Below are 18,505 nucleotides of genomic sequence, written 5' to 3'. Positions count from 1 at the left end.
CCGCGAGCGCTTCGACCGGGCCGAGCGCGCGCTGCGCGAGGCCGCGGCCGGCCTGGACGCGGCGCGGGAACGCCGGACGGAACTCGCCAGGCTCTCCCGCCGTGTGGCGGACGAGGTGCGCGCGCTGGGCCCCGTGCGCGAGGAGTACGAACGCGTTGCCGGGCTCGCCGGGCTCACCGCCGGCACCTCGGCGGACAACGCGCGCAAGATGCGGCTGGAGTCGTACGTGCTCGCGGCCCGGCTCGAACAGGTCGCGGCGGCGGCCACCGCCCGGTTGCTGCGGATGTCCTCGGGCCGCTACCAGCTCGTCCACTCCGACGCCCGCACCGGCGGCCGCAGGGCGGGGCTGGGCCTGCACGTCATCGACGCCTGGACCGGCCGGGAGCGCGACACCGCCACGCTCTCCGGCGGCGAGACGTTCTTCGCGTCGCTCGCCCTGGCGCTCGGCCTCGCCGACGTGGTGACCGACGAGGCCGGAGGCGTACGGCTCGACACCCTCTTCATCGACGAGGGGTTCGGCAGTCTCGACGACCAGACGCTGGACGAAGTGCTGGACGTGCTCGACTCGCTGCGCGAACGGGACCGCAGTGTCGGCATCGTCAGCCATGTCGCGGATCTGCGCCGCCGCATTCCCGCGCAGCTGGAGGTGGCGAAGGAGCGGCACGGGTCGGCCGTGCGGCTGCGGGCGGCGGCGGACGGACTCAGCGGCTGATCGGCCGTCCGGGCAGCGGCGAGGAGTAGACGACGCTCGTGGTGACGGAGCCGAGCGCGCCGATCTTCCCGGAGACGGTCTCCAGATGGCTCATCGAGCGAGCCGTCACCTTGAGCACGAAGCAGTCGTCGCCGGTGACGTGATGGGCCTCCACGATCTCCGGCGTGGTCTCCAACAGATCGTGGAACGGCTTGTAGTTGCCGTTCGGATACCGCAGCCGTACGAAGGCGAGGATCGGCAGCCCGAGCCGTTCCGGATCGACCACGGCCGCGTAACCGCTGATGACCCCGGCCTCCTCAAGACGGCGGACCCGCTCGGTCACGGCGCTCGGGGACATGGCCACCGCCCGCGCCAGCTCCGCGAACGAGGCGCGGCCCTCGCGTTGCAGCACATCGAGAATGCGCCAGTCGGTGGCATCCGGGGAATAGTCGCTCATAGAGACAGGGAACCGTGGAATCCCCGGCGGATCAAGGGCACTGCCGGGGATCCCGCCTTCCAGGCCGGGGCCACCGATCATAGATTTTCCCTCATGACTCCCCAGCCCGGCACCCTCGCCGCCCACCCCGTCCTGAGCGTCCCGCCCGCCGAACCGGCCGACGCCGTCGCCTACTTCGGAGCCTCACTGGCCTTCCACGCCGACGTCTCGGACGTCGCGGCGGCCCTGGCCGCCGGAGGTGACCCCGGCTTCGTCCTGCTCGACTCGCGCTCCACCGAGTCCTGGGACCAGGGACACATCCCGGGCGCCGTGCACCTGCCGACGGCGCTGATCGCCGGGCAGGCGCCCCGGCTCCTCGACCCGGCCGTCCCGGTGGTCACGTACTGCTGGGGCCCTGGCTGCAACGGCGCCACCCGCGCCGCCCTCGCCCTGGCCCGGCTCGGCTACCGGGTGAAGGAGATGCTCGGCGGCTTCGAGTACTGGGCGCGCGAGGGATTCCCGTACGAGACCTGGGAAGGCGAGGGCGAGCGCGCGGCCGACCCGCTCACCGCACCGGTCGGCACGGACGACTGCGGCTGCTGACGGCGGCCGGCCCCGGCGCCCCGGGGCCGGCCGCACGCGGTCAGAGCTTCGACAGCTCGTCCACCAGGTCGTCCAGGCCCAGCGGGCCCTGGGACAGGGCCGCCATGTGCCACGCCTTGAGGTCGAAGGCGTCCCCGTGCGCCGCCCGGGCGTTCTCCCGGCCCAGCAGCCAGGCGCGCTCGCCCAGCTTGTAGCCGATGGCCTGGCCCGGCATCGAGAGGTAGCGGGTCAGCTCGCTCTCCACGAAGTCGGCGGGGCGGCCGCTGTGGTTGCCGAAGAACTCCTGCGCCAGCTCCGGCGTCCACCGCTCACCCGGGTGGAACGGCGAGTCGGCCGGGATCTCCAGACCCACGTGCATGCCGATGTCCACGATCACCCGGCAGGCGCGCATCATCTGCGCGTCCAGGTAGCCGAGCCGCCGCTCCGCGTCGGGCAGGAAGCCCAGCTCGTCCATCAGCCGCTCCGCGTACAGCGCCCAGCCCTCCGCGTTGGCGCTGACGATGCCGATCGACGCCTGGTAGCGCGACAGGCTCTCCGCCACGTGCGCCCACTGGGCCAGCTGGAGGTGGTGGCCGGGAACGCCCTCGTGGTACCAGGTGGACACCAGGTCGTACACCGGGAAGCGGGTCTCGCCCATGGTCGGCAGCCAGGTGCGGCCGGGCCGCGAGAAGTCCTCGGAGGGGCCCGTGTAGTACGGGGCGGCGGCGCCGCCGGGCGGGGCGATCCGCGACTCCACCCGGCGGACCCGCTCGGCCAGCTCGAAGTGCGTCCCGTCCAGCGCGTCGATCGCCTCGTCCATCAGGCCCTGGAGCCACGCCTGGACCTCGTCCACGCCCTCGATGTGCTTGCCGTGCACGTCGAGATGGGCCAGCGCCTCCCAGGGGCCGGCGCCCGGCAGCACCTTCTCGGCCTCGGTCCTCATCTCGGCGAGCAGCCGGTGGTATTCGGACCAGCCGTACGCGTACGCCTCGTCCAGGTCCAGGTCGGTGCCGTTGAAGTAGCGCGACCAGCGGGCGTACCGCTCCCGGCCCACGGTGTCGGGCTCGCCCTCGATCTCGGGGGCGTACACCTCGCGCATCCAGTTCCGCAGCTCGTCCAGGGCGCCGGTGGCCTGCGCGGCGGCCGCGTCCAGGTCCGCGCGCATGCTGTCCGGGCCACCGGCCGCGAAGTCCTGGAAGAAGCCGTTCGTGCCGTCCCCGACCCACTCGTCGAGCTGCCCGACGAACGTGGCGGTGGCGCGCGGACCGCCGTACAGCTTGCGCTCCAGGCCGAGCGCCAGGGACTCCTGGTAGCCGCCGAGCGCCGCCGGGACGGCCCGCAACCGCTCCACGACGGCGGCCCAGTCCTCGTCCGTCTCGGTCGGCGTCACCGTGAACACCTCGCGGATCGAGTGCGCCGGGGAGTGCAGGTTGGAGACGGCCCGCAGCGCCTCGTCCGCCTCGTGCACGGCGAGTTCGGCCGTCAGCCGCTCCCGCAGCAGCCGGCCGCAGCGGCGCTCGGCGTCCTCGGCGGCTCCGGGCAGCTGCTCCGCGCGGTCCAGCCGGGCGAGCGTGTCGCGGGCCAGAGCGGCCAGCTGTTCCTGGCCGGCGGGGGAGAAGTCGGGAAGGCGGCGCGAGCTTGCCGCGACACCGAGGTAGGTGCCGGAGATCGGGTCGAGTTCGATGAAGGCGTCGACGTAGGCGTCGGCGATCTGGCGCGGCAGTGCGCTGCTGGAAGAGTCTGACATGTGGACATCCTCGTACGGGGAGGGCCCCCGCGTCACCATCAATCGGCAGGACGGACCTGACCGGGGACCGGTCCGGCCATCCCCGGCACCGGCGGGAGCAGCGGGCCGCACTCCCACTGCTGGAAGATCAACCGCGTCTCCACCCGGGCCACTTCGCGCCGTGAGGTGAACTCGTCCAGCACGAGCCGCTGCAGATCCGCCGTGTCCGCCACCGCCACATGCACCAGGTAGTCGTCGGGGCCGGTCAGATGGAACAGGGCCCGGGACTCCGGCAGCGACCTGATCCGCTCCACGAACGGCCCGATCAGCTCCCGGCGGTGCGGCCGCACCTGTACGGAGAGCAACGCCTCCAGACCCCGGCCCAGTCTGGCCGGATCCAGCCGCAGCTGGTGCCCGAGGATGACACCGGTGCGCCGCAGCCGCGCCACCCGGTCCAGACAGGTCGAGGGAGCCACGCCGACCTCGGCCGCCAGCTCCCGGTACGTGGTCCGGGCGTCGTTCTGCAACAGCCGCAGAATGTGCAGATCCACCGTGTCGAGAGCGACGGAATCAGTCATTCGGCGAACGTAGCACGGGCCTTGGGCTGTATCTTCCGGTGAGCGTTCAGAGTGCGCGCATGGACAACGAATCCGTGCTGCCGCCCCCGGCCACCCCGTCCCGGGCGCTCGCCACCGAAGCCGTGCACGCCGGACGCGACGACCTCGCGGCCCTCGGCCTGCACGCCGCACCGATCGACCTGTCGACCACCTACCCCTCGTACGACTCCCGCGCGGAGGCCGAGCGGATCGACGCCTTCGCGACCACCGGGGGCCGCCCGGACGGGCCGCCGGTCTACGCACGGCTCGACAACCCCACGACCGGCCGCTTCGAGACGGCGCTGGCCCGGCTCGAAGGGACCGCGAGCGCGGTGGCGTTCGCCAGCGGCATGGCCGCGCTGACCGCCGTCCTGCTGGCCCGCGCGAGCGTGGGACTGCGTCACGTGGTGGCCGTGCGGCCGCTGTACGGGTGCAGCGACCACCTGCTCGGCGCCGGGCTGCTGGGCACCGAGGTGACCTGGACGGACCCGGCGGGCATCGCCGAGGCGATCCGGCCCGACACGGGGCTGGTGATCGTGGAGACCCCGGCCAACCCGACGCTGGCCGAGGTGGACATCCGGGCCGTCGCCCACTCCTGCGGTTCGGTGCCGTTGCTGGTCGACAACACCTTCGCGACGCCCGTCCTCCAGCGCCCCGTCGAGCTCGGTGCCCGGATCGTGCTGCACAGTGCGACGAAGTACCTGGGCGGGCACGGCGACGTGATGGGCGGAGTCGTCGCGTGCGACGAGGAGTTCGCCGGCGTGCTGCGCCGGGTGCGCTTCGCCACCGGCGGGGTCCTGCACCCGATGGCCGGCTATCTGCTGCTGCGCGGCCTGTCCACCCTGCCGGTCCGGGTCCGGGCCGCCTCCGCGAGCGCCGCCGAGCTCGCCCGCCGGCTCTCCGCCGACCCCCGGGTGGCCCGGGTGCACTACCCGGAGATCGGCGGCGCCATGGTCTCGTTCGAGGTGTACGGGGACCCGCACCAGGTGATCGCGGGGGTACGGCTGATCACCCCCGCCGTCAGCCTCGGCAGCGTCGACACCCTCATCCAGCACCCGGCCTCCATCAGCCACCGCATCGTGGACGAGACGGACCGGCACTCCTCCGGCGTCGGCGACCGGCTGCTGCGGATGTCGGTGGGCCTGGAGGACGTCGAGGACCTGTGGGCCGACCTGTGCCAGGCGCTGGGCGGCGGCGATTCCGTACGCGGCGGGGCCGGCACTCGGGTCAGCGCTCGGCCTGCTCGTACGGCGGCGACTGCGGCAGGGAACGTGCCTCGGGCGCCGCAAGGCGTGCGGTGATCACGAGGGTGCCCTCCTCGATCTGGTAGTCGAGCGGCAGCGAGAGCGCGCGCATGGCGGCGACCATGCCGGTGTTCGACGCCTGGGTGACGGCGTAGACGTTCTCGCAGCCCGCTTCGACGGCCAGCGCCACGAGGCGGGCGAGCAGCTCGGAGCCGATGCCCCGCCGCTGCCACTCGTCCTCCACCAGGAGCGCCACCTCGGTCTCGTCACCGTCCCACAGCAGGTGGCCGAGGGCGACCAGCCGCCCGGAGGCCGTCTGCACCGCCAGGGTGCGGCCGAAGCGCGGGCTCAGCAGGTGGTCCAGATAGCGGTCGGCGTCCCGGACCGGGCCGTGGTAACGCAGCCGCAGGGTCTGCTCGGAGCACCGCCCGTGCATCTCCACGGCCGCGTCGAGGTCGGCCCGGTCCGCCCGGCGCACGGTGATCTCGTCGCCCTCGGGCAGCCTGAGCACCTGCTCGCCGCGCGGGACCCGGGGGCCGAGCCGGGCGTCGAGCTCCACCAGAGCCCGGGCCCGGGCGAACTCCGTGGGGGTGAACGGCAGATAGGGCCGCTCCACGGTGATGGCACCGCCCGACGGATCGCGCAGCCGCATCACCGTCTCCTCCAGCACCCCTTCGACCGGGGCGGTCTCGCCGGTGGCGCGCCCGGTGACCGATACGGCGGGCAGCGAGTGGATCGTGCACCGGCCGAGGAGCTGGCGCAGCGCCAAGGGGAGTTCGGCGGCGTCCAGGGCGGTGCGGGTGGCGAGGCCGAGCACTCGCGTCGGGGCGTCCACCAGGTCGTGGGCGTCGGCCCGCTCCGTCCAGGTGGAGCTGCCCCCGGCGTCGGCGACCGCGCGGGACAGCTCCCGGGCCGGCAGGGACGCGGGCACCCGCAGCAGGAACTCGTCCACGGTGCCCCGCGCCAGCGGGTGCGTCTGGAGCGTGAGGATGTCGATGCCGTGCCGGGCCAGCACCGTGCACAGCGCGGCCAGACTGCCCGGAACGTCCCGAACCGTGGTGCGCATCCGCCACAGCACGGTCTCTCCGGGGGCGGCGGGCGAGGGGGCGTCGGCTGCCGGGGCCACGTCCGCCGCCGTGCCCGGCGCGTCGGGCGGGGGCGGGGCGTGGCTGTGGCGCCGGGCCCACCAGGTGTGGAACGCGGCCGTCGCGGTCAGCGCCACGGCCGAGGCCACGAGCAGGTAGGGGCCGTCCGGCTGGTGCCCGATCAGGTTGGCGATCGCGTCGGCGACCGCCACCGCCGTGAAGAGCGCGGCGAGTTCGATCACGTCCCGCCGCCAGTGGTGGGGGCGGCGGGCACTCTGCGCGGATGTCACATCAGTCATGAACCCACTGTGACCGCACCGTGTTGCCTGATCACGAACGCCTTGTGACCGATGGGTTAAAGGGCGGCCGGGCTCCCTGCCATCGGTTTCGAAGGCGTTGGCCGCGTGTTGCGAAGGGCGGCCCGGAGAGCCGACGCGCCGCGCGGGGCTCAGCCGGTTCCCGCCCGGCAGGCGGCCTCCAGGCGTATCGCCTGCCGCACCAGCTGGGTCGTTCCGCCCCGCGCGGCCGTCTCCGCGAGCCCCGGCACCGGCCCGGTCTTCGGCGGCCCGCTGAGCTCCGCGCACTCCGCCGCCACGGCGAGCAGATCGCCCAGCCCCCGGGGCGCCCGTTCCCGGGCCAGCAACGTCGGCAGTACCGGCACCAGGACGGACAGGACCGTCCCGTACGCCCCCGTGCCCGCCGCCGTCCGGGCCGCGTCGGCCAGCCGGTTCGGCTTGACCGACTCCCTTTCGACCAGTGCCGCCAACTCGCCCCCGAGCAGTCCCGCGTCGAGCCGGCCCCGCGCGGCCAGCACCAGCAGGGCGTCCACCGCCGCGAGCCGGTCCTCCGCGTGCCGGGCGCCCAGCCCGTAGGCCAGGGCGAGATGGATCGCACCGGCGGCCGGCCCACCGGTCTCGGCGAGCGCGGGCAGCAGCCAGGTGCCGCCCCGCTGCTCCTCCACGCACGCCGCGACGGAGGGCAGCAGCCAGGCCGCCAGCGTCTCCCCGTCCTCGGGGAGGGCGGCGGTCCACCGCGGGGACTCCGCCATCCAGCAGTAGCAGTCCTGGTTGCGCGGCGAGTGCGCGCTCCCGAGCCAGTGGAAGGCGCGGGGGAACGTCTCCCGGACGAGCCGGTTCTCCCTGGTGGCGAGCAGCATGCGCCGCGCCGTGACCACCGTCTGCCGCACCCAGTCGTGGGCGACGGTGACGTCCGTCTCCACCGGACGGGCCACCACGGCGGCCACCGGTTCGTCCGCCCGGAGCCAGGCCGCCAGCCGGTCGCCCTGCTCGGTCCCCAGGGCGGACGCCTGACGTGCGGCCTCCTCCGCGCCCGTGCGCCGGACGCGGAGGAGCGCCTGGGCGAAGTCCACCGGCCCGGCGTGGACGCCCAGCGCCTGGTAGCCGCGCAGCCGCTCGACCAGTTCCACGGCGTCGATGGTCCCCGTGTGCCAGGTGGGGGTGGCCAGCAGATACGGCAGCCTGCCCGACCGCACCCCGGCGGCCGCTTCCCAGAGGCGGGCGTGCAGGACGCCGTTGAGCGCGTCGTGGCAGCACGAGTCCGTCCCGGTCCGGAGGGCCTGCGCGTCGTGCACCGCTTTCCGCGAGACCCGGCCGAGCAGGGATGCCGCGACGATGTGCAGGCCGTCGTGGCCGCGGGACAGCCGCCACTCGACCTCCCCCTCGGGTGCGGTGGCCCACCACATGCCGGCGAGGGCCGGCTCCAGGGCCGCGACCAGCTCCTCCGTCCCGCTGTGGGCGTACCGGACAAGGCCGTCCAGGGCCCGTTCGAACGCGGTGACGTCCTCCTGGTCGGGGCGGAGCAGGACCGCTGTCACTTCCTCGGTCAGTTCGGCCACCGAGCCGGGCGGCGGGCCGACGGGACGCGGGGCGGGGGGCGGCGGCAGGATCTCCTCGTACGCGGCCTCCGGCTCGTCCTCCAGCAGCTCCCCGAACACGGCACGCGCCGCCGCACGGTGCGCCGGGCCCAGCAACGAGGCCATGCGGGCCGTCTCCTCCCGCACTTCCGGCGTCGCGGCGGGCAGGGCGCGGGCGGCCAGCTTGAGCGCGCGCTCCTGCGTGTCGGTGTCCGGGTGTCCGAAGGCGTCCGCGATCACCGGCAGCAGCTCGCCGGCCGCCGAGGGATCCCGGCGCAGCACCTTCCCCAGGTGGACCAACTGGGCGCGCACCAGCTTCTTCTCCGTACGGAAGAGCACCGAGCCGGACACCTCGGCCAGCTGCCGGACCGACAGCGCGCCCTGCGCGTCCAGCCGGGCCAGCACCTCCTGGGCGTGGCCGGCCACCGGGGAAGGCCCGTCGGCGGCCATCGCCATCCAGTCGGCGGTCCGCGCGGCCTCCTCGTCGGAGGTGGGCCCGAGCCCCCGCACGACCAGCAGGCAGAAGCGGAGATCGGTGGGCTTCCCGCCACGCAGCAGCCGCGCGACGCAACTGTCCAGCAGGGCGGCGCGGTCGAGCAGGCCGTCCGTCACCAGGGTCGTCAGCGCGGCCGGCCAGTACCCGGCGGGGGAGCGGCTGTCGACCCATGCCACGACCGGCGGCAGCTCCGGCATCGTCAGGAGGTGCGGGATCAGGACGTCGAGATGGGCGTCCGCCCGCAGCACGTCGACCAACGGCCTCTCCGGCCGCCGTGAGCCGCTGACCCGCTCCGCCCAGGCCCGGGCCATGCCGTCCGAGACGGGCAGCGGACAGCCCGCACGCCGGGCCAGCTCCTCGACGAACCGGTACTCCGTCTCCGACTCCACGGCGCGCGCGGCCAGCCGGCGGGCGAGATCGGCGAGCCACTCCGGCTCCCGGTCGCCCAGCACCTCCAGGACCCACGGGTTCACCGAGTGCACCCAGCCCCGCATGTCCCTCGCCCCGAGCCACGTCGCGCAGCCCGCCGCCCCGGTGTGGCAGCCCGCTCCGGCCACCAGGATCGCCTTGCGGACCCGGGTGCGCTCGCCCCACGGCCAGTCCCAGGCCTCCTTGCGCAGGGCTTTCAACTCCTCCAGCGCCCCCTTGCGTCCGCCCCGGTCGAGCCGGGCCAGCAGGGGCCGGATGTCGTCCATGCGGCCCCCGCGGACCGCGTCCAGCAGCGTCTTCACCGGGCACCTCCGGCGACCGCCGCGCCACGGCGGACCATCCGGACCGCCAGGGCGTGCTTGCACGGGCCGCGCCGGCCCCGGTAGTCCGCCCACCACTGGCAGGTGCAGCTCAGCGCCCCCGACCGCTCACGGACCTGGTAGCGCCGGTCGCCCGAGCGCACCGCCGCCGCCTCGCCGTCCAGGACCACCGCCCCCTCCCGGGCCAGCCGCCGTGCCGCGACCAGCCGGGGGTTGTGGCGCTCGGCCCGGTCCGCGTCGTACGGCAGCTCGCGGTGGAAGTACGCGGCGTCCGCGAGGTCGTAGCCCACCCGGCCCGCCGTGCCCAGCCGGACCAGCGCGGCCCGGACCCGCTCCACCGGAAGGCCCGCCTGCTCCGCCAGCCGGTCCGGCTCGATCCGGGGTTCCCACGCCAGCAGCACCGAGACCAGCTCCGCGTCGGCCGCGGCGTCGTCCGTCGCCAGCGCCTCCAGGACCCCGCCCTCGCCGGAGAAGCCGCGCGAGGCGTCGGGCGACAGGGTCAGCGTGAGCCGCATCCCGGGCAGCACGACCTCCCAGGCGCTCGCGGCGGCCGCGCCGTCGGCCACCGGTCCGTACACGCGGAGCGCCGACGCGTACCGCAGGACCCGCTGCAGGGCGGTCAGCCGCTGCGGTCCGGGAAGGCACACGGCCCCGGGCACCGGCCGGGTCGTGGGCCGGAGCGTCCGGCCGGCCGGGACCACCCACCGCGCGCCGCGCGCGGCCGACCCCGAGGACGAGGGCAGCGACCTCAGGAACCGTACGGCGTCCGCCGCCGGGAGCTCCGCCCGCAGGTCGAAGGCCGCGGAGGCCACCTGCGCCTCCGCGAAGCCCCGCAGCCACCGGTCCGGCAACGGAACCTTCTTCTCCACGATCGCCCCGCCCGTCGTGGTCACCGCCATCTCCTGCGGGCCCACCCGCAGATGCAGCGGCTCGTCACCCCCCATCCGCGAAAGCGCCTCCCGCAGCGGATCGTTCACGTCCACATTGGTGGTGCCATGGCCCGTCTCCACGCCCTCCAGGCCCTCGCTCAGCACATCGAGCCGCGCGTACACCCCGCAGCAGCCGGAGAACGACTCGAACCGCAGCCGGTCGCCGTTGCCCGTCACCACCGGGTCGAGGGACGACAGCAGGGTCCGCTGGTAATAGCGCGCGGCGGCGACATCGGCGACCGCGAGCAGCCCTCGCGCCGCTATCCGCGGCGAGGCCAGGAACCCCGAGAAGAACCGGGGATGCGCCTCGGCGCCATGCGGTGTGGAGCCGCCTGCCGTCTCCAGGCCGAGCGACTGCCCCGCCTGCGAGGAGGCCAGGACGGAGGGACGTGAGTAGGCCAGGGCCTGCGACGTTCGGGTCATGGAAAAACCGTAGAACCCACCACTGACAATCGGTCATCACCGCAGGTCGACAGAGCTATTGGGCAAGGTCGGCCAGCGCGCGCACCCCGCGCACGATGTCGGCCGGCGCCAGATGCGCGTAACCGAGGACGAGACGCACGCAGCCGTCCGCCGGCCGCTCCGTGCCGTACTCGCGCAGCAGTCGCACGGCGACCCCCGCGCCCGCCGCGCGCTCCGCGAACTCCTCGTCGGGGCCCCAGCGCCCGGGGAGCCGCGCGATGGCGTGGAGCCCCGCCGCGACCCCGCTCACCTCCGTGCCCGGGATGTGCTCGGCCAGGGCCCGGGTGAGGACGTCGCGCCGCTCCCGGTACGCCCGCTGACAGCGCCTCAGCTGTCGGTCGTAACCCCCACCGGTCACGAAGTCGGCGAGCACCGCCTGTTCGAGGGACGGGTTGCCGAGGTCCATCATCCGCTTCCGCTCCACGAGCTCGGCGGTCATCGCGGCGGGCGCTACCAGCCAGCCCAGACGCAGCCCGGGGGCCAGCGACTTGCTGACCGACCCGGTGTACGCGACCCGTTCCGGATCGAGGCCCTGGAGGGCGCCGACGGGGGCACGGTCGTACCGGAAGTCGCCGTCGTAATCGTCCTCGACCAGCAGCCCGTCCGTCTCCCGCGCCCACTCCAGGAGCCGGCTGCGACGCGCGGCGGAGTACGCCACTCCGGTCGGGAACTGGTGGGCCGGCGTCGTCACCACGGCCCGCACCCCGGAACGTTCCAGCGGCTCCAGGGCCAGGCCGTGCCCGTCCAGCGGGATCATGGCGGTGGCCACCCCGGCGGAGGCGAAGAGCGCCGTGTGCTCGGGACTTCCCGGGTCCTCCACACCGACCGTGCGCACCCCGCGCCCGTGCAGGACGAACCCGAGCAGCGTCGTCGCCTGCGCGACCCCGGAACACACCAGCAGCCGTTCCGGATCGGCGACCACCCCGCGCCGCCGCGTCAGCAGCGCGGCCAGGGCGACACGCAGCTCCGGCAGACCGCGCGGATCCGGGTAGCCGAGCGCGCCGTGCGGCAGCCGGCCGAGCACGGCGCGGTGGGCGGCGGCCCAGGCGCTGCGCGGGAACAGGGAGAGATCGGGCGTCCCGGGCCGGAAGTCGACCCGCACTCCACGGGCGCGCGGCGCCAGGTCCCGCGCTCCGCCCGCCGCCGCCCTCGCCGACCCGCTCACCCACGTCCCCGCACCACGCCCGCTGCGCAGGTAGCTCTCCGCCGTCAGCTGCTCGTACGCCTCGGTCACCAGACCGCGCGACACCCCCAGATCGGCGGCCAGCTCACGGCTGGACGGCAGTCGCGTCCCCGGCGCCAGCCGACCGGAGCGGACCGCCTCGCGCAGCGCCGACTGGAGCGCCCGCCCACGGCCGCGCGCCGGAGCCGACGCCGCCGGATGCAGCAACTCCCAGGCCATGGAGGTGGATTCGCGTCCTTCTCCGTCGCCGCCGGAGGGTGAATTGGTCCCCGAAGCCGTCATGGAAGTGGACCTTAAACCGAGCCACCGTGCTCCCTAGCGTCGGTCCCATGAACACGACCTCTCTGCGCGGCGCCTCGCTCGCCGCCTTCGCCTGCGTCCTCGTCGGCGCCTCCTTCACCGCGAACAGCGTCCTCGGCGACTACCCCTACGCGGGCGGTCAGGCACTCCGCTACGGCCTCGCGGCGCTCCTCCTGATGCCCTTGATCCGCCGTCCCGGCGAGCCGCGCCCCGCCGCCACGCTGCGCCTGCTCACCGGGCGGCAGTGGGCGCGGCTCGCGCTGCTCGCCGCCGTCGGCATGGTCGGCTTCAACCTCGCCGTCCTGGCGGCCGAACGCTCCGCGGAACCAGCGGTTCCCGGTGTCTTCGTCGGCTGCGCCCCGATCCTCGTCGCCGTCCTCGTCCCCCTGCTGGAAGGGCGCAGGCCCGCCCGGCCCGTGCTGTACGCGGCGGCGCTGGTCGCCGCCGGGGCGTTCACGGTCCAGGGCTGGGGGCGCACCGACCTGAGCGGCCTCCTGTGCTCGGTCGGCGCACTGGCCGGTGAGGTGGGCTTCGCCGTGATCGCGGTGCCCGTCCTGCGCCCGCTGGGCCCGAAGCTGCTGTCCGCGACGGTGTGCGCCCTCGCCGCGACGGAGTCGACGCTCCTGGGCCTGGTGCTGGACGGCGGCGGCTTCCTCCGCGTCCCGACCGGGGCCGAGGCGCTGGCGCTGGTCTGGCAGGCGGCCGTCGTGACGGTCATCGGCTTCGTCTGCTGGTACATGGGCATGCAGCGCATCGGCGCCGAGCGCGCCACCCTCTTCTCCGGTCTCATCCCGGTCTCCGCCGCGCTCACCGCCCCGCTCGTGGGTACCGGTTCGTACGGTCTCGCCCAGGCCGCCGGGTCCTGCCTCGTCGGCCTCGGGGTGGCGATCGGCTCGGGAGTGCTGGGGCGCCGCGGCGGGACCGCCCCGCAGGTGGGAGCCCCCGCTCCGAAGGCGGACGCCGGGCCGCGCGCGGTGCGCCGGTCCGCGAACGTCCTGTGAACGCTGTGCGGCGGACCGCCGATTCACAGGGTCTCCGGCGCAGGATTGGTCTTGACCAAGGGGTTGCGCCGTCCTATGGTCTCCACGTTAAGACAGGAACCTTTAATAAATAACGTCGCGGAATAAGCCGCTGGGCGATTGCGGAGGACAGGGTGGGGACCACGCAGCTGGAAACGGTGCAGGAGCCGAAGTACTGGCACCTCAAGACCGTGCTCAGTGAGGCACTCGACTCGGACTTTGCGGTGGGGGAGATCCTTCCCAACGAGCGCGAGCTCGCCGCCCGGTTCGGCGTCGCCCGGGCCACGCTCCGGCAGGCCCTGGAGCAGCTCGAACTCGAAGGCAGGCTGCACCGCCGCCGCGGCGTCGGGACCACGGTCGCCCCGCCCCGCGTCGGCGTGGCCGTCTCCACCGCCCGCAACGACTGGACCGACGGCGGGGCCGACACGGCCTGGCAGCCGGTGGACTGCGAGAGCGCTCCCGCCCCGGCCGCCGTCGCCGCCACGCTGAACGCCGGCGCCGAGGAGCCCGTCCACGTCGTGCGCCGCATCCGCACGAGCCATGGCCAGGTGGTCGCCGCCGAACTGCTCTACGTGCCGGCCTCCTCCGTGCCCGAGCTGTCCGGGATAGACGCCCCGTCCGGCGCGGCCCGTGCCCGCAACGTCGTCCGCGAACTGCACCGCCTCGGCCTGGACGGCCAGGACCGGTCCGTCGAGCTGGGCTCCGCCCGCGCCGACGACGCCAAGGAGCTGGACCGGCTCCCCGGCGCCCCCGTCCTCGTCGTCACCACCCGCTACCTCGCCGCGGGCGGCACGGCGGCGGTCTCGGTCGCGACGTACCGGGCCGACACCTGCCGGCTCACCTTCGGCGACTCGGGCGCCCTGGAGATCAGTCACCCCGCCCAGGAAGAGCGCCAGGCTTCCTGAACCCGGGCGCGAACCCGCACCCACGGCCCGTCGCGTTCAGCGGCGGGCCGTCACCGTTCCCTCGACGGCGAACAGCTGCTCCTCCACATGGTCGAGCGCGAGCCGCAGCGCGCCCGTCGCCACCGCCGCCTCGCCGAGGAGCGACAGGCACACCCGGGGCGGGCGCAGGCAGTAGCGGGCCAGCTCGCTCCGCAGCGGGTCCAGCACCCCGTCCAGGCCGGCGGCCCAGCCCCCGACCACCACCAGCTCGGGATCGAGCGCCAGCACCAGCGCCGCCACGTCGTGCACCAGGCGCTGGATGAACCGCTCCACCGCGGCCTGCGCCTGCTCGTCGCCGTGCCGCGCCTTGGCGAACACCGCGGCCACCGCGTGCTCGTCCAGCGGGTCCAGCGGAGTGTCCGTCGTGGACAGCAGGTGCTCCGGCGTGACGTCCCGGCCCAGCAGGTGCAGCGCGCCGATCTCCCCGGCCGCGCCGCCGAACCCGCGGTGCAGCCGCCCGCCGATCAGGGAACCGGCGCCCGGGCTCAGCCCCGCCAGCACGAAGACGATGTCGTCGGACTCGGTGGCCGCGCCCTTCCAGTGCTCGGCGACGGCGGCGGCGTTGGCGTCGTTCTCCACGAGGACCGGGCAGCGGAAGGAGCGCCTCAGCCGTTCGCCCAGGGGCAGGCCCGTCCAGTCCGGCAGCGCGGTGCCCAGCCGCACGGTCCCGTCGGCCTCCACGATGCCGGGGCTGCCCACGCCCACCGCGCGCAGGCTGCTGCGGGCCACGCCGGTGCGGCGCAGGACGTCGGCGACCACGGCCCGTACCCGGTCGAGCCGGTCGTCGGCACCGGCGGTCTCCGACACCTCACGGGAGCCGGCGCCGATGATCCGCCCGTCCAGCCCCGACAACAGCGCGGAGACGCGGTGCGGGCCGATCTCGATGCCCAGCAGGTGCCCGGCCTCGGCGCGGAAGCGGAAGCGGCGGGCCGGACGGCCCTGCCGGCGGGTTTCGGCCCCCTCCGGAGCACACTCCACGACCAGGCCCGCCTCGAAGAGCCCTTCCACGACGCCCTCGACCGTGGGGCGGGACAGGCCCGTGATCCGGGTCAGGTCCGTGAGGGTCGGCGAGGACGCTCCCCGGAGGGCATGCAGTACCACCGCGGAATTGATCCGCCGCAGCAGCGAGGGATCCCCGCCGGTCAGCCGGCCCACGGTGTGTCCTCCCAGCTAGTGCGCATGTCAGGCGGATCGTACTCGCTGCTCAGGGGGGAGGCGACCGAGGGATGCGAAGCCGTTAGGAAGGGGTTCGGCACGCCGGGTGCGGCTGCCGTGTGCCCGGGCGCGGCGGTCGGCGCCATCTTCTGCCGGGCGCCGCCCAGTTGCCGTCCGGCCGGTGCCAACTGCGGGCCCGACGACCGGAACGAGGTGGCCGAAACCATCTCAAAGCAGGGGGCGGAGCCCCGATTGTCAGTGGCGGAAGGTTTACTGACGGCATGACCACCGCACATCACCTCCGCCTCATCGACGGGATGCGCGCCCGGGCGTTCCCCGCGGAACGCGTCCGGTCGGGTTCGGGAGTCAGCGGTCCTGGTTACCACACGGCGTTCCTCTACGTGGACGATGTCTGGGAGGACGACGAGGCGGGGCGGCTGGAGCGCCGGGCCCAGTGCCTCGCGGACCATGAGGCGCTGGTCACCCTGCTCGGCAGCCGCTGGGGCGAGCCGCAGTTGGTCAGTCTGTTCAGCGCCCAGGAGCGGATGCTCGCCGGCGAGGAGATCCTCCAGCCGTGGGCGGACACCGCCGCGGGCTGCGAGTACCTGCGCCTCTGGTACGTCGAGGAGCGCTGGATAGCGCTGGCGCTCTACCTGGAGGAGGGCGGCTCCGGCTGCGAGTTGAGCGTGGTCGTGACGGAGACCGACCCGCCGTGAGCGCCGCCGGCCTCCACGGCCGCGCGCAGCCGGGCGTACTCCTCGGCCATCGTGGCGGTCGTCCAGTGCGCGTTGAGGCCGCTGGGGTTGGGCAGCGCCCAGACGCGGGCCCCGCCGACCGTCCGTTCCTGCGGCCCGATCCGGGCCCGGCGTTCGCCGAACGCCGGGCGGTACGCCGTGATCCCCACGACCGCCAGCCAGAGCGGGCGCAACCGCTCGACCTTGGCGGTCAGGATCCGCCCGCCCTCCCGGAACTCCTCGGCGGACAGCTCGTCGGCCCGGGCCGTGGCCCTGGCGACGACGTTGGTGATCCCGAGCCCGTGGTCCAGCAGTTCGGCCTGCTCGGCGGGGGCCAGCCGGCGCGGGGTGAAGCCCGACAGGTGGAGCACCGGCCAGAAGCGGTTGCCGGGAAACGCGAAGTGGTGCCCCGTCGCGGCCGTCGTCAGGCTCGGGTTGATCCCGCAGAACAGGACGCGCAGGCCGCCCGCGACCACGTCGGGAACGACGCGGTCGCGGGCGGCCCGGAGCTCTTCGGGTGTCATCCGCGCGGACGGTCCGGCCGGCGAGCCGTCAGAGGATGGAGCCGGGCGCGTAGCCGGCCGCCTCGGGGTGCTGCTTGGTGATCCCCTCGATCCGCGCGACGAGTGCGCCGACCTGGTCGCCGGCCGCTCCGGTGAAGGAGAGCTTGTCGGCCATCAGCTCGTCCAGCTGGGCGCGGTCCAGCGGGATGCGCTCGTCGGCCGCGAGCTTGTCCAGCAGCTCGTTGCGCTCGGTGCCCTGCTCGCGCATGGCGAGGGCGGAGGCGACGGCGTTCTCCTTGATGGCCTCGTGCGCGACCTCGCGGCCGACCCCGGCGCGCACCGCGCCCATCAGCACCTTGGTGGTGGCCAGGAACGGCAGGTAGCGGTCCAGCTCGCGGGCCACGACGGCCGGGAACGCGCCGAACTCGTCCAGCACCGTCAGGAACGTCTCGACCAGCCCGTCGAACGCGAAGAACGCGTCCGGCAGGGCGACCCGGCGGACCACGGAGCAGGAGACGTCGCCCTCGTTCCACTGGTCGCCCGCCAGTTCGCCGGTCATCGACGCGTAACCGCGCAGGATAACCATCAGGCCGTTGACGCGCTCGCAGGAGCGGGTGTTCATCTTGTGCGGCATCGCGGACGAGCCGACCTGGCCCGGCTTGAAGCCCTCGGTGACCAGCTCGTGGCCGGCCATCAGCCGGATGGTCTTCGCCACCGACGAGGGCGCCGCGGCCAGCTGGACCAGCGCGGTCACCACGTCGTAGTCGAGCGACCGGGGGTAGACCTGGCCGACCGAGGTGAAGGCGTGCGCGAAGCCGAGGTGCCCGGCGATGCGCTCCTCCAGCTCGGCGAGCTTCCCGGTGTCGCCGCCCAGCAGGTCCAGCATGTCCTGCGCGGTGCCCACCGGGCCCTTGATGCCGCGCAGCGGGTAGCGGCCGAGCAGGTCTTCGAGGCGGCCGTACGCCACCAGCAGCTCGTCGGCCGCGGTCGCGAAGCGCTTGCCGAGGGTGGTGGCCTGCGCGGCCACGTTGTGGGAGCGCCCGGCGACGACCAGCTCGCGGTACTCGGCCGCCAGCTTGCCCAGGCGGGCCAGGACGGCCACGGTGCGGTCGCGCATCAGCTCCAGGGAGAGCCGGATCTGCAGCTGCTCGACGTTCTCGGTGAGGTCGCGCGAGGTCATGCCCTTGTGGACGTGCTCGTGGCCGGCGAGGGCGTTGAACTCCTCGATCCGGGCCTTCACGTCGTGCCGGGTGACCTTCTCGCGCTCGGCGATGGAGGCCAGGTCGACCTGGTCGAGGACACGCTCGTAATCGGCGAGGGCGGCGTCGGGCACCTCGATCCCGAGGTCCTTCTGGGCGCGCAGCACCGCCAGCCACAGCCGGCGTTCCAGCTTCACCTTCTGCTCGGGGGACCAGAGGACGGCCAGCTCCGTGGAGGCGTAGCGGCCGGCCAGGACATTGGGGATGCGAGGCTTCGCAGACACAGCAGTCACGTGTACGGATTCTACTGGCGGTTTGTGCAGCTCAGCGCCGAGGTCCGGTTTGTGCGTTACTACGAACCGGACGCGTCGCGCCCCTCCCGCTCACCGGACTCCACCTGCCGCCACGTCGCCACCGGAGCCGCCCAGCCCTTCTCCTCCGGGGTCACCCAGAAGGCCCGCCCCAGCGCGGCGTCGAACTGCGCCCCGGCCCGTCCGTCGCCCGACGAGCGCCCCGTGAGCCGCCGCCCGATCCAGGGCAGCAGGTGCTGCCGGGCGAAGCGCACGTCCTCCACCCGCCGGGCGGCCCAGCGCGCCGGG

Annotated in this window: 16 protein-coding genes and 1 pseudogene; 6 read left to right on the top strand and 11 right to left on the bottom strand. The window is 74.3% G+C overall.

Features of this window, described 5'->3' with window-relative positions; genetic code table 11:
* Positions 1-712: SbcC/MukB-like Walker B domain-containing protein (locus tag G3I41_RS19535; RefSeq protein WP_275408430.1), on the top strand; the 712-nt coding region annotated here is incomplete at its 5' end.
* On the opposite strand, the gene G3I41_RS19530 is transcribed toward G3I41_RS19535, so the two are convergent.
* Positions 702-1,148, bottom strand: a complete 447-nt coding sequence (locus G3I41_RS19530) for an Lrp/AsnC family transcriptional regulator (protein ID WP_018105190.1) — start codon at positions 1,146-1,148, stop codon at positions 702-704. The genes G3I41_RS19535 and G3I41_RS19530 overlap by 11 nt on opposite strands.
* Positions 1,149-1,241: 93 nt before the next feature.
* Here G3I41_RS19530 and G3I41_RS19525 point away from each other — a divergent pair, with 93 nt between their 5' ends.
* Complete coding sequence (locus tag G3I41_RS19525) at positions 1,242-1,730, top strand: rhodanese-like domain-containing protein (RefSeq protein ID WP_164401556.1); 489 nt, start codon at positions 1,242-1,244, stop codon at positions 1,728-1,730.
* 40 nt (positions 1,731-1,770) lie between these two features.
* On the opposite strand, the gene G3I41_RS19520 is transcribed toward G3I41_RS19525, so the two are convergent.
* Both G3I41_RS19520 and G3I41_RS19515 read right to left on the bottom strand, forming a co-directional pair.
* Positions 1,771-3,456: a DUF885 domain-containing protein gene (locus G3I41_RS19520; protein WP_164401554.1), complete on the bottom strand. Its 1,686-nt coding sequence runs from the start codon at positions 3,454-3,456 to the stop codon at positions 1,771-1,773.
* Between the two features lie 38 nt (positions 3,457-3,494).
* Positions 3,495-4,013: an Lrp/AsnC family transcriptional regulator gene (locus G3I41_RS19515; protein WP_164401552.1), complete on the bottom strand. Its 519-nt coding sequence runs from the start codon at positions 4,011-4,013 to the stop codon at positions 3,495-3,497.
* 59 nt (positions 4,014-4,072) lie between these two features.
* On the opposite strand from G3I41_RS19515, the gene G3I41_RS19510 reads away from it, so the two are divergent.
* Positions 4,073-5,332 carry a PLP-dependent transferase gene (locus tag G3I41_RS19510; protein ID WP_164401550.1) on the top strand — a complete coding sequence of 420 codons (1,260 nt, stop codon included), beginning with the start codon at positions 4,073-4,075 and terminating at the stop codon, positions 5,330-5,332.
* Here G3I41_RS19510 and G3I41_RS19505 read toward each other — a convergent pair.
* The 4 genes from G3I41_RS19505 to G3I41_RS19490 form a co-directional block, all read right to left on the bottom strand.
* Positions 5,259-6,659, bottom strand: a complete 1,401-nt coding sequence (locus tag G3I41_RS19505; protein WP_203601332.1) for a GNAT family N-acetyltransferase — start codon at positions 6,657-6,659, stop codon at positions 5,259-5,261. The genes G3I41_RS19510 and G3I41_RS19505 overlap by 74 nt on opposite strands.
* 149 nt (positions 6,660-6,808) lie before the next feature.
* Positions 6,809-9,460 (bottom strand): DUF6493 family protein, encoded by a 2,652-nt coding sequence (locus G3I41_RS19500; protein ID WP_164401549.1) that lies wholly within the window; start codon positions 9,458-9,460, stop codon positions 6,809-6,811.
* Positions 9,457-10,830 (bottom strand): SWIM zinc finger family protein, encoded by a 1,374-nt coding sequence (locus G3I41_RS19495; RefSeq protein ID WP_164401547.1) that lies wholly within the window; start codon positions 10,828-10,830, stop codon positions 9,457-9,459. Before G3I41_RS19495 ends, G3I41_RS19500 begins: the two co-directional genes overlap by 4 nt.
* A 55-nt stretch (positions 10,831-10,885) precedes the next feature.
* Positions 10,886-12,334 (bottom strand): PLP-dependent aminotransferase family protein, encoded by a 1,449-nt coding sequence (locus G3I41_RS19490; protein ID WP_203601331.1) that lies wholly within the window; start codon positions 12,332-12,334, stop codon positions 10,886-10,888.
* A gap of 47 nt (positions 12,335-12,381) precedes the next feature.
* Between G3I41_RS19490 and G3I41_RS19485 the strand changes: the two genes are divergently transcribed.
* Positions 12,382-13,353: a DMT family transporter gene (locus G3I41_RS19485; protein ID WP_164401546.1), complete on the top strand. Its 972-nt coding sequence runs from the start codon at positions 12,382-12,384 to the stop codon at positions 13,351-13,353.
* Positions 13,354-13,505: 152 nt separating this feature from the next.
* Complete coding sequence (locus G3I41_RS19480; RefSeq protein ID WP_164401544.1) at positions 13,506-14,276, top strand: GntR family transcriptional regulator; 771 nt, start codon at positions 13,506-13,508, stop codon at positions 14,274-14,276.
* Positions 14,277-14,312: 36 nt separating this feature from the next.
* On the opposite strand, the gene G3I41_RS19475 is transcribed toward G3I41_RS19480, so the two are convergent.
* Positions 14,313-15,470 (bottom strand): ROK family protein, encoded by a 1,158-nt coding sequence (locus G3I41_RS19475; protein ID WP_164401542.1) that lies wholly within the window; start codon positions 15,468-15,470, stop codon positions 14,313-14,315.
* 281 nt (positions 15,471-15,751) lie between these two features.
* Between G3I41_RS19475 and G3I41_RS19470 the strand changes: the two genes are divergently transcribed.
* Positions 15,752-16,186 (top strand): hypothetical protein, encoded by a 435-nt coding sequence (locus tag G3I41_RS19470; protein WP_164401540.1) that lies wholly within the window; start codon positions 15,752-15,754, stop codon positions 16,184-16,186.
* On the opposite strand, the gene mug is transcribed toward G3I41_RS19470, so the two are convergent.
* The 3 genes and pseudogenes from mug to G3I41_RS19455 form a co-directional block, all read right to left on the bottom strand.
* On the bottom strand, positions 16,120-16,728 hold the full coding sequence (gene mug / locus G3I41_RS19465) for a G/U mismatch-specific DNA glycosylase (RefSeq protein ID WP_239081721.1): 609 nt from the start codon (positions 16,726-16,728) through the stop codon (positions 16,120-16,122). The two genes, G3I41_RS19470 and mug, sit on opposite strands and share 67 nt — an antisense overlap.
* 28 nt (positions 16,729-16,756) lie before the next feature.
* Positions 16,757-18,199, bottom strand: coding sequence for an adenylosuccinate lyase (gene purB / locus G3I41_RS19460; RefSeq protein WP_343242177.1), 1,443 nt, complete (start codon positions 18,197-18,199; stop codon positions 16,757-16,759).
* A gap of 59 nt (positions 18,200-18,258) precedes the next feature.
* Positions 18,259-18,505 (bottom strand): annotated as a pseudogene (locus tag G3I41_RS19455) (SGNH/GDSL hydrolase family protein); the annotation flags it as partial.

The sequence above is a fragment of the Streptomyces sp. SID9727 genome, assembly GCF_010550605.1.
GTDB lineage: Bacteria > Actinomycetota > Actinomycetes > Streptomycetales > Streptomycetaceae > Streptomyces.
The sequence above is the reverse complement of the archived record's forward strand: the minus strand, read 5'-3'. Positions and strand labels throughout refer to the sequence as shown.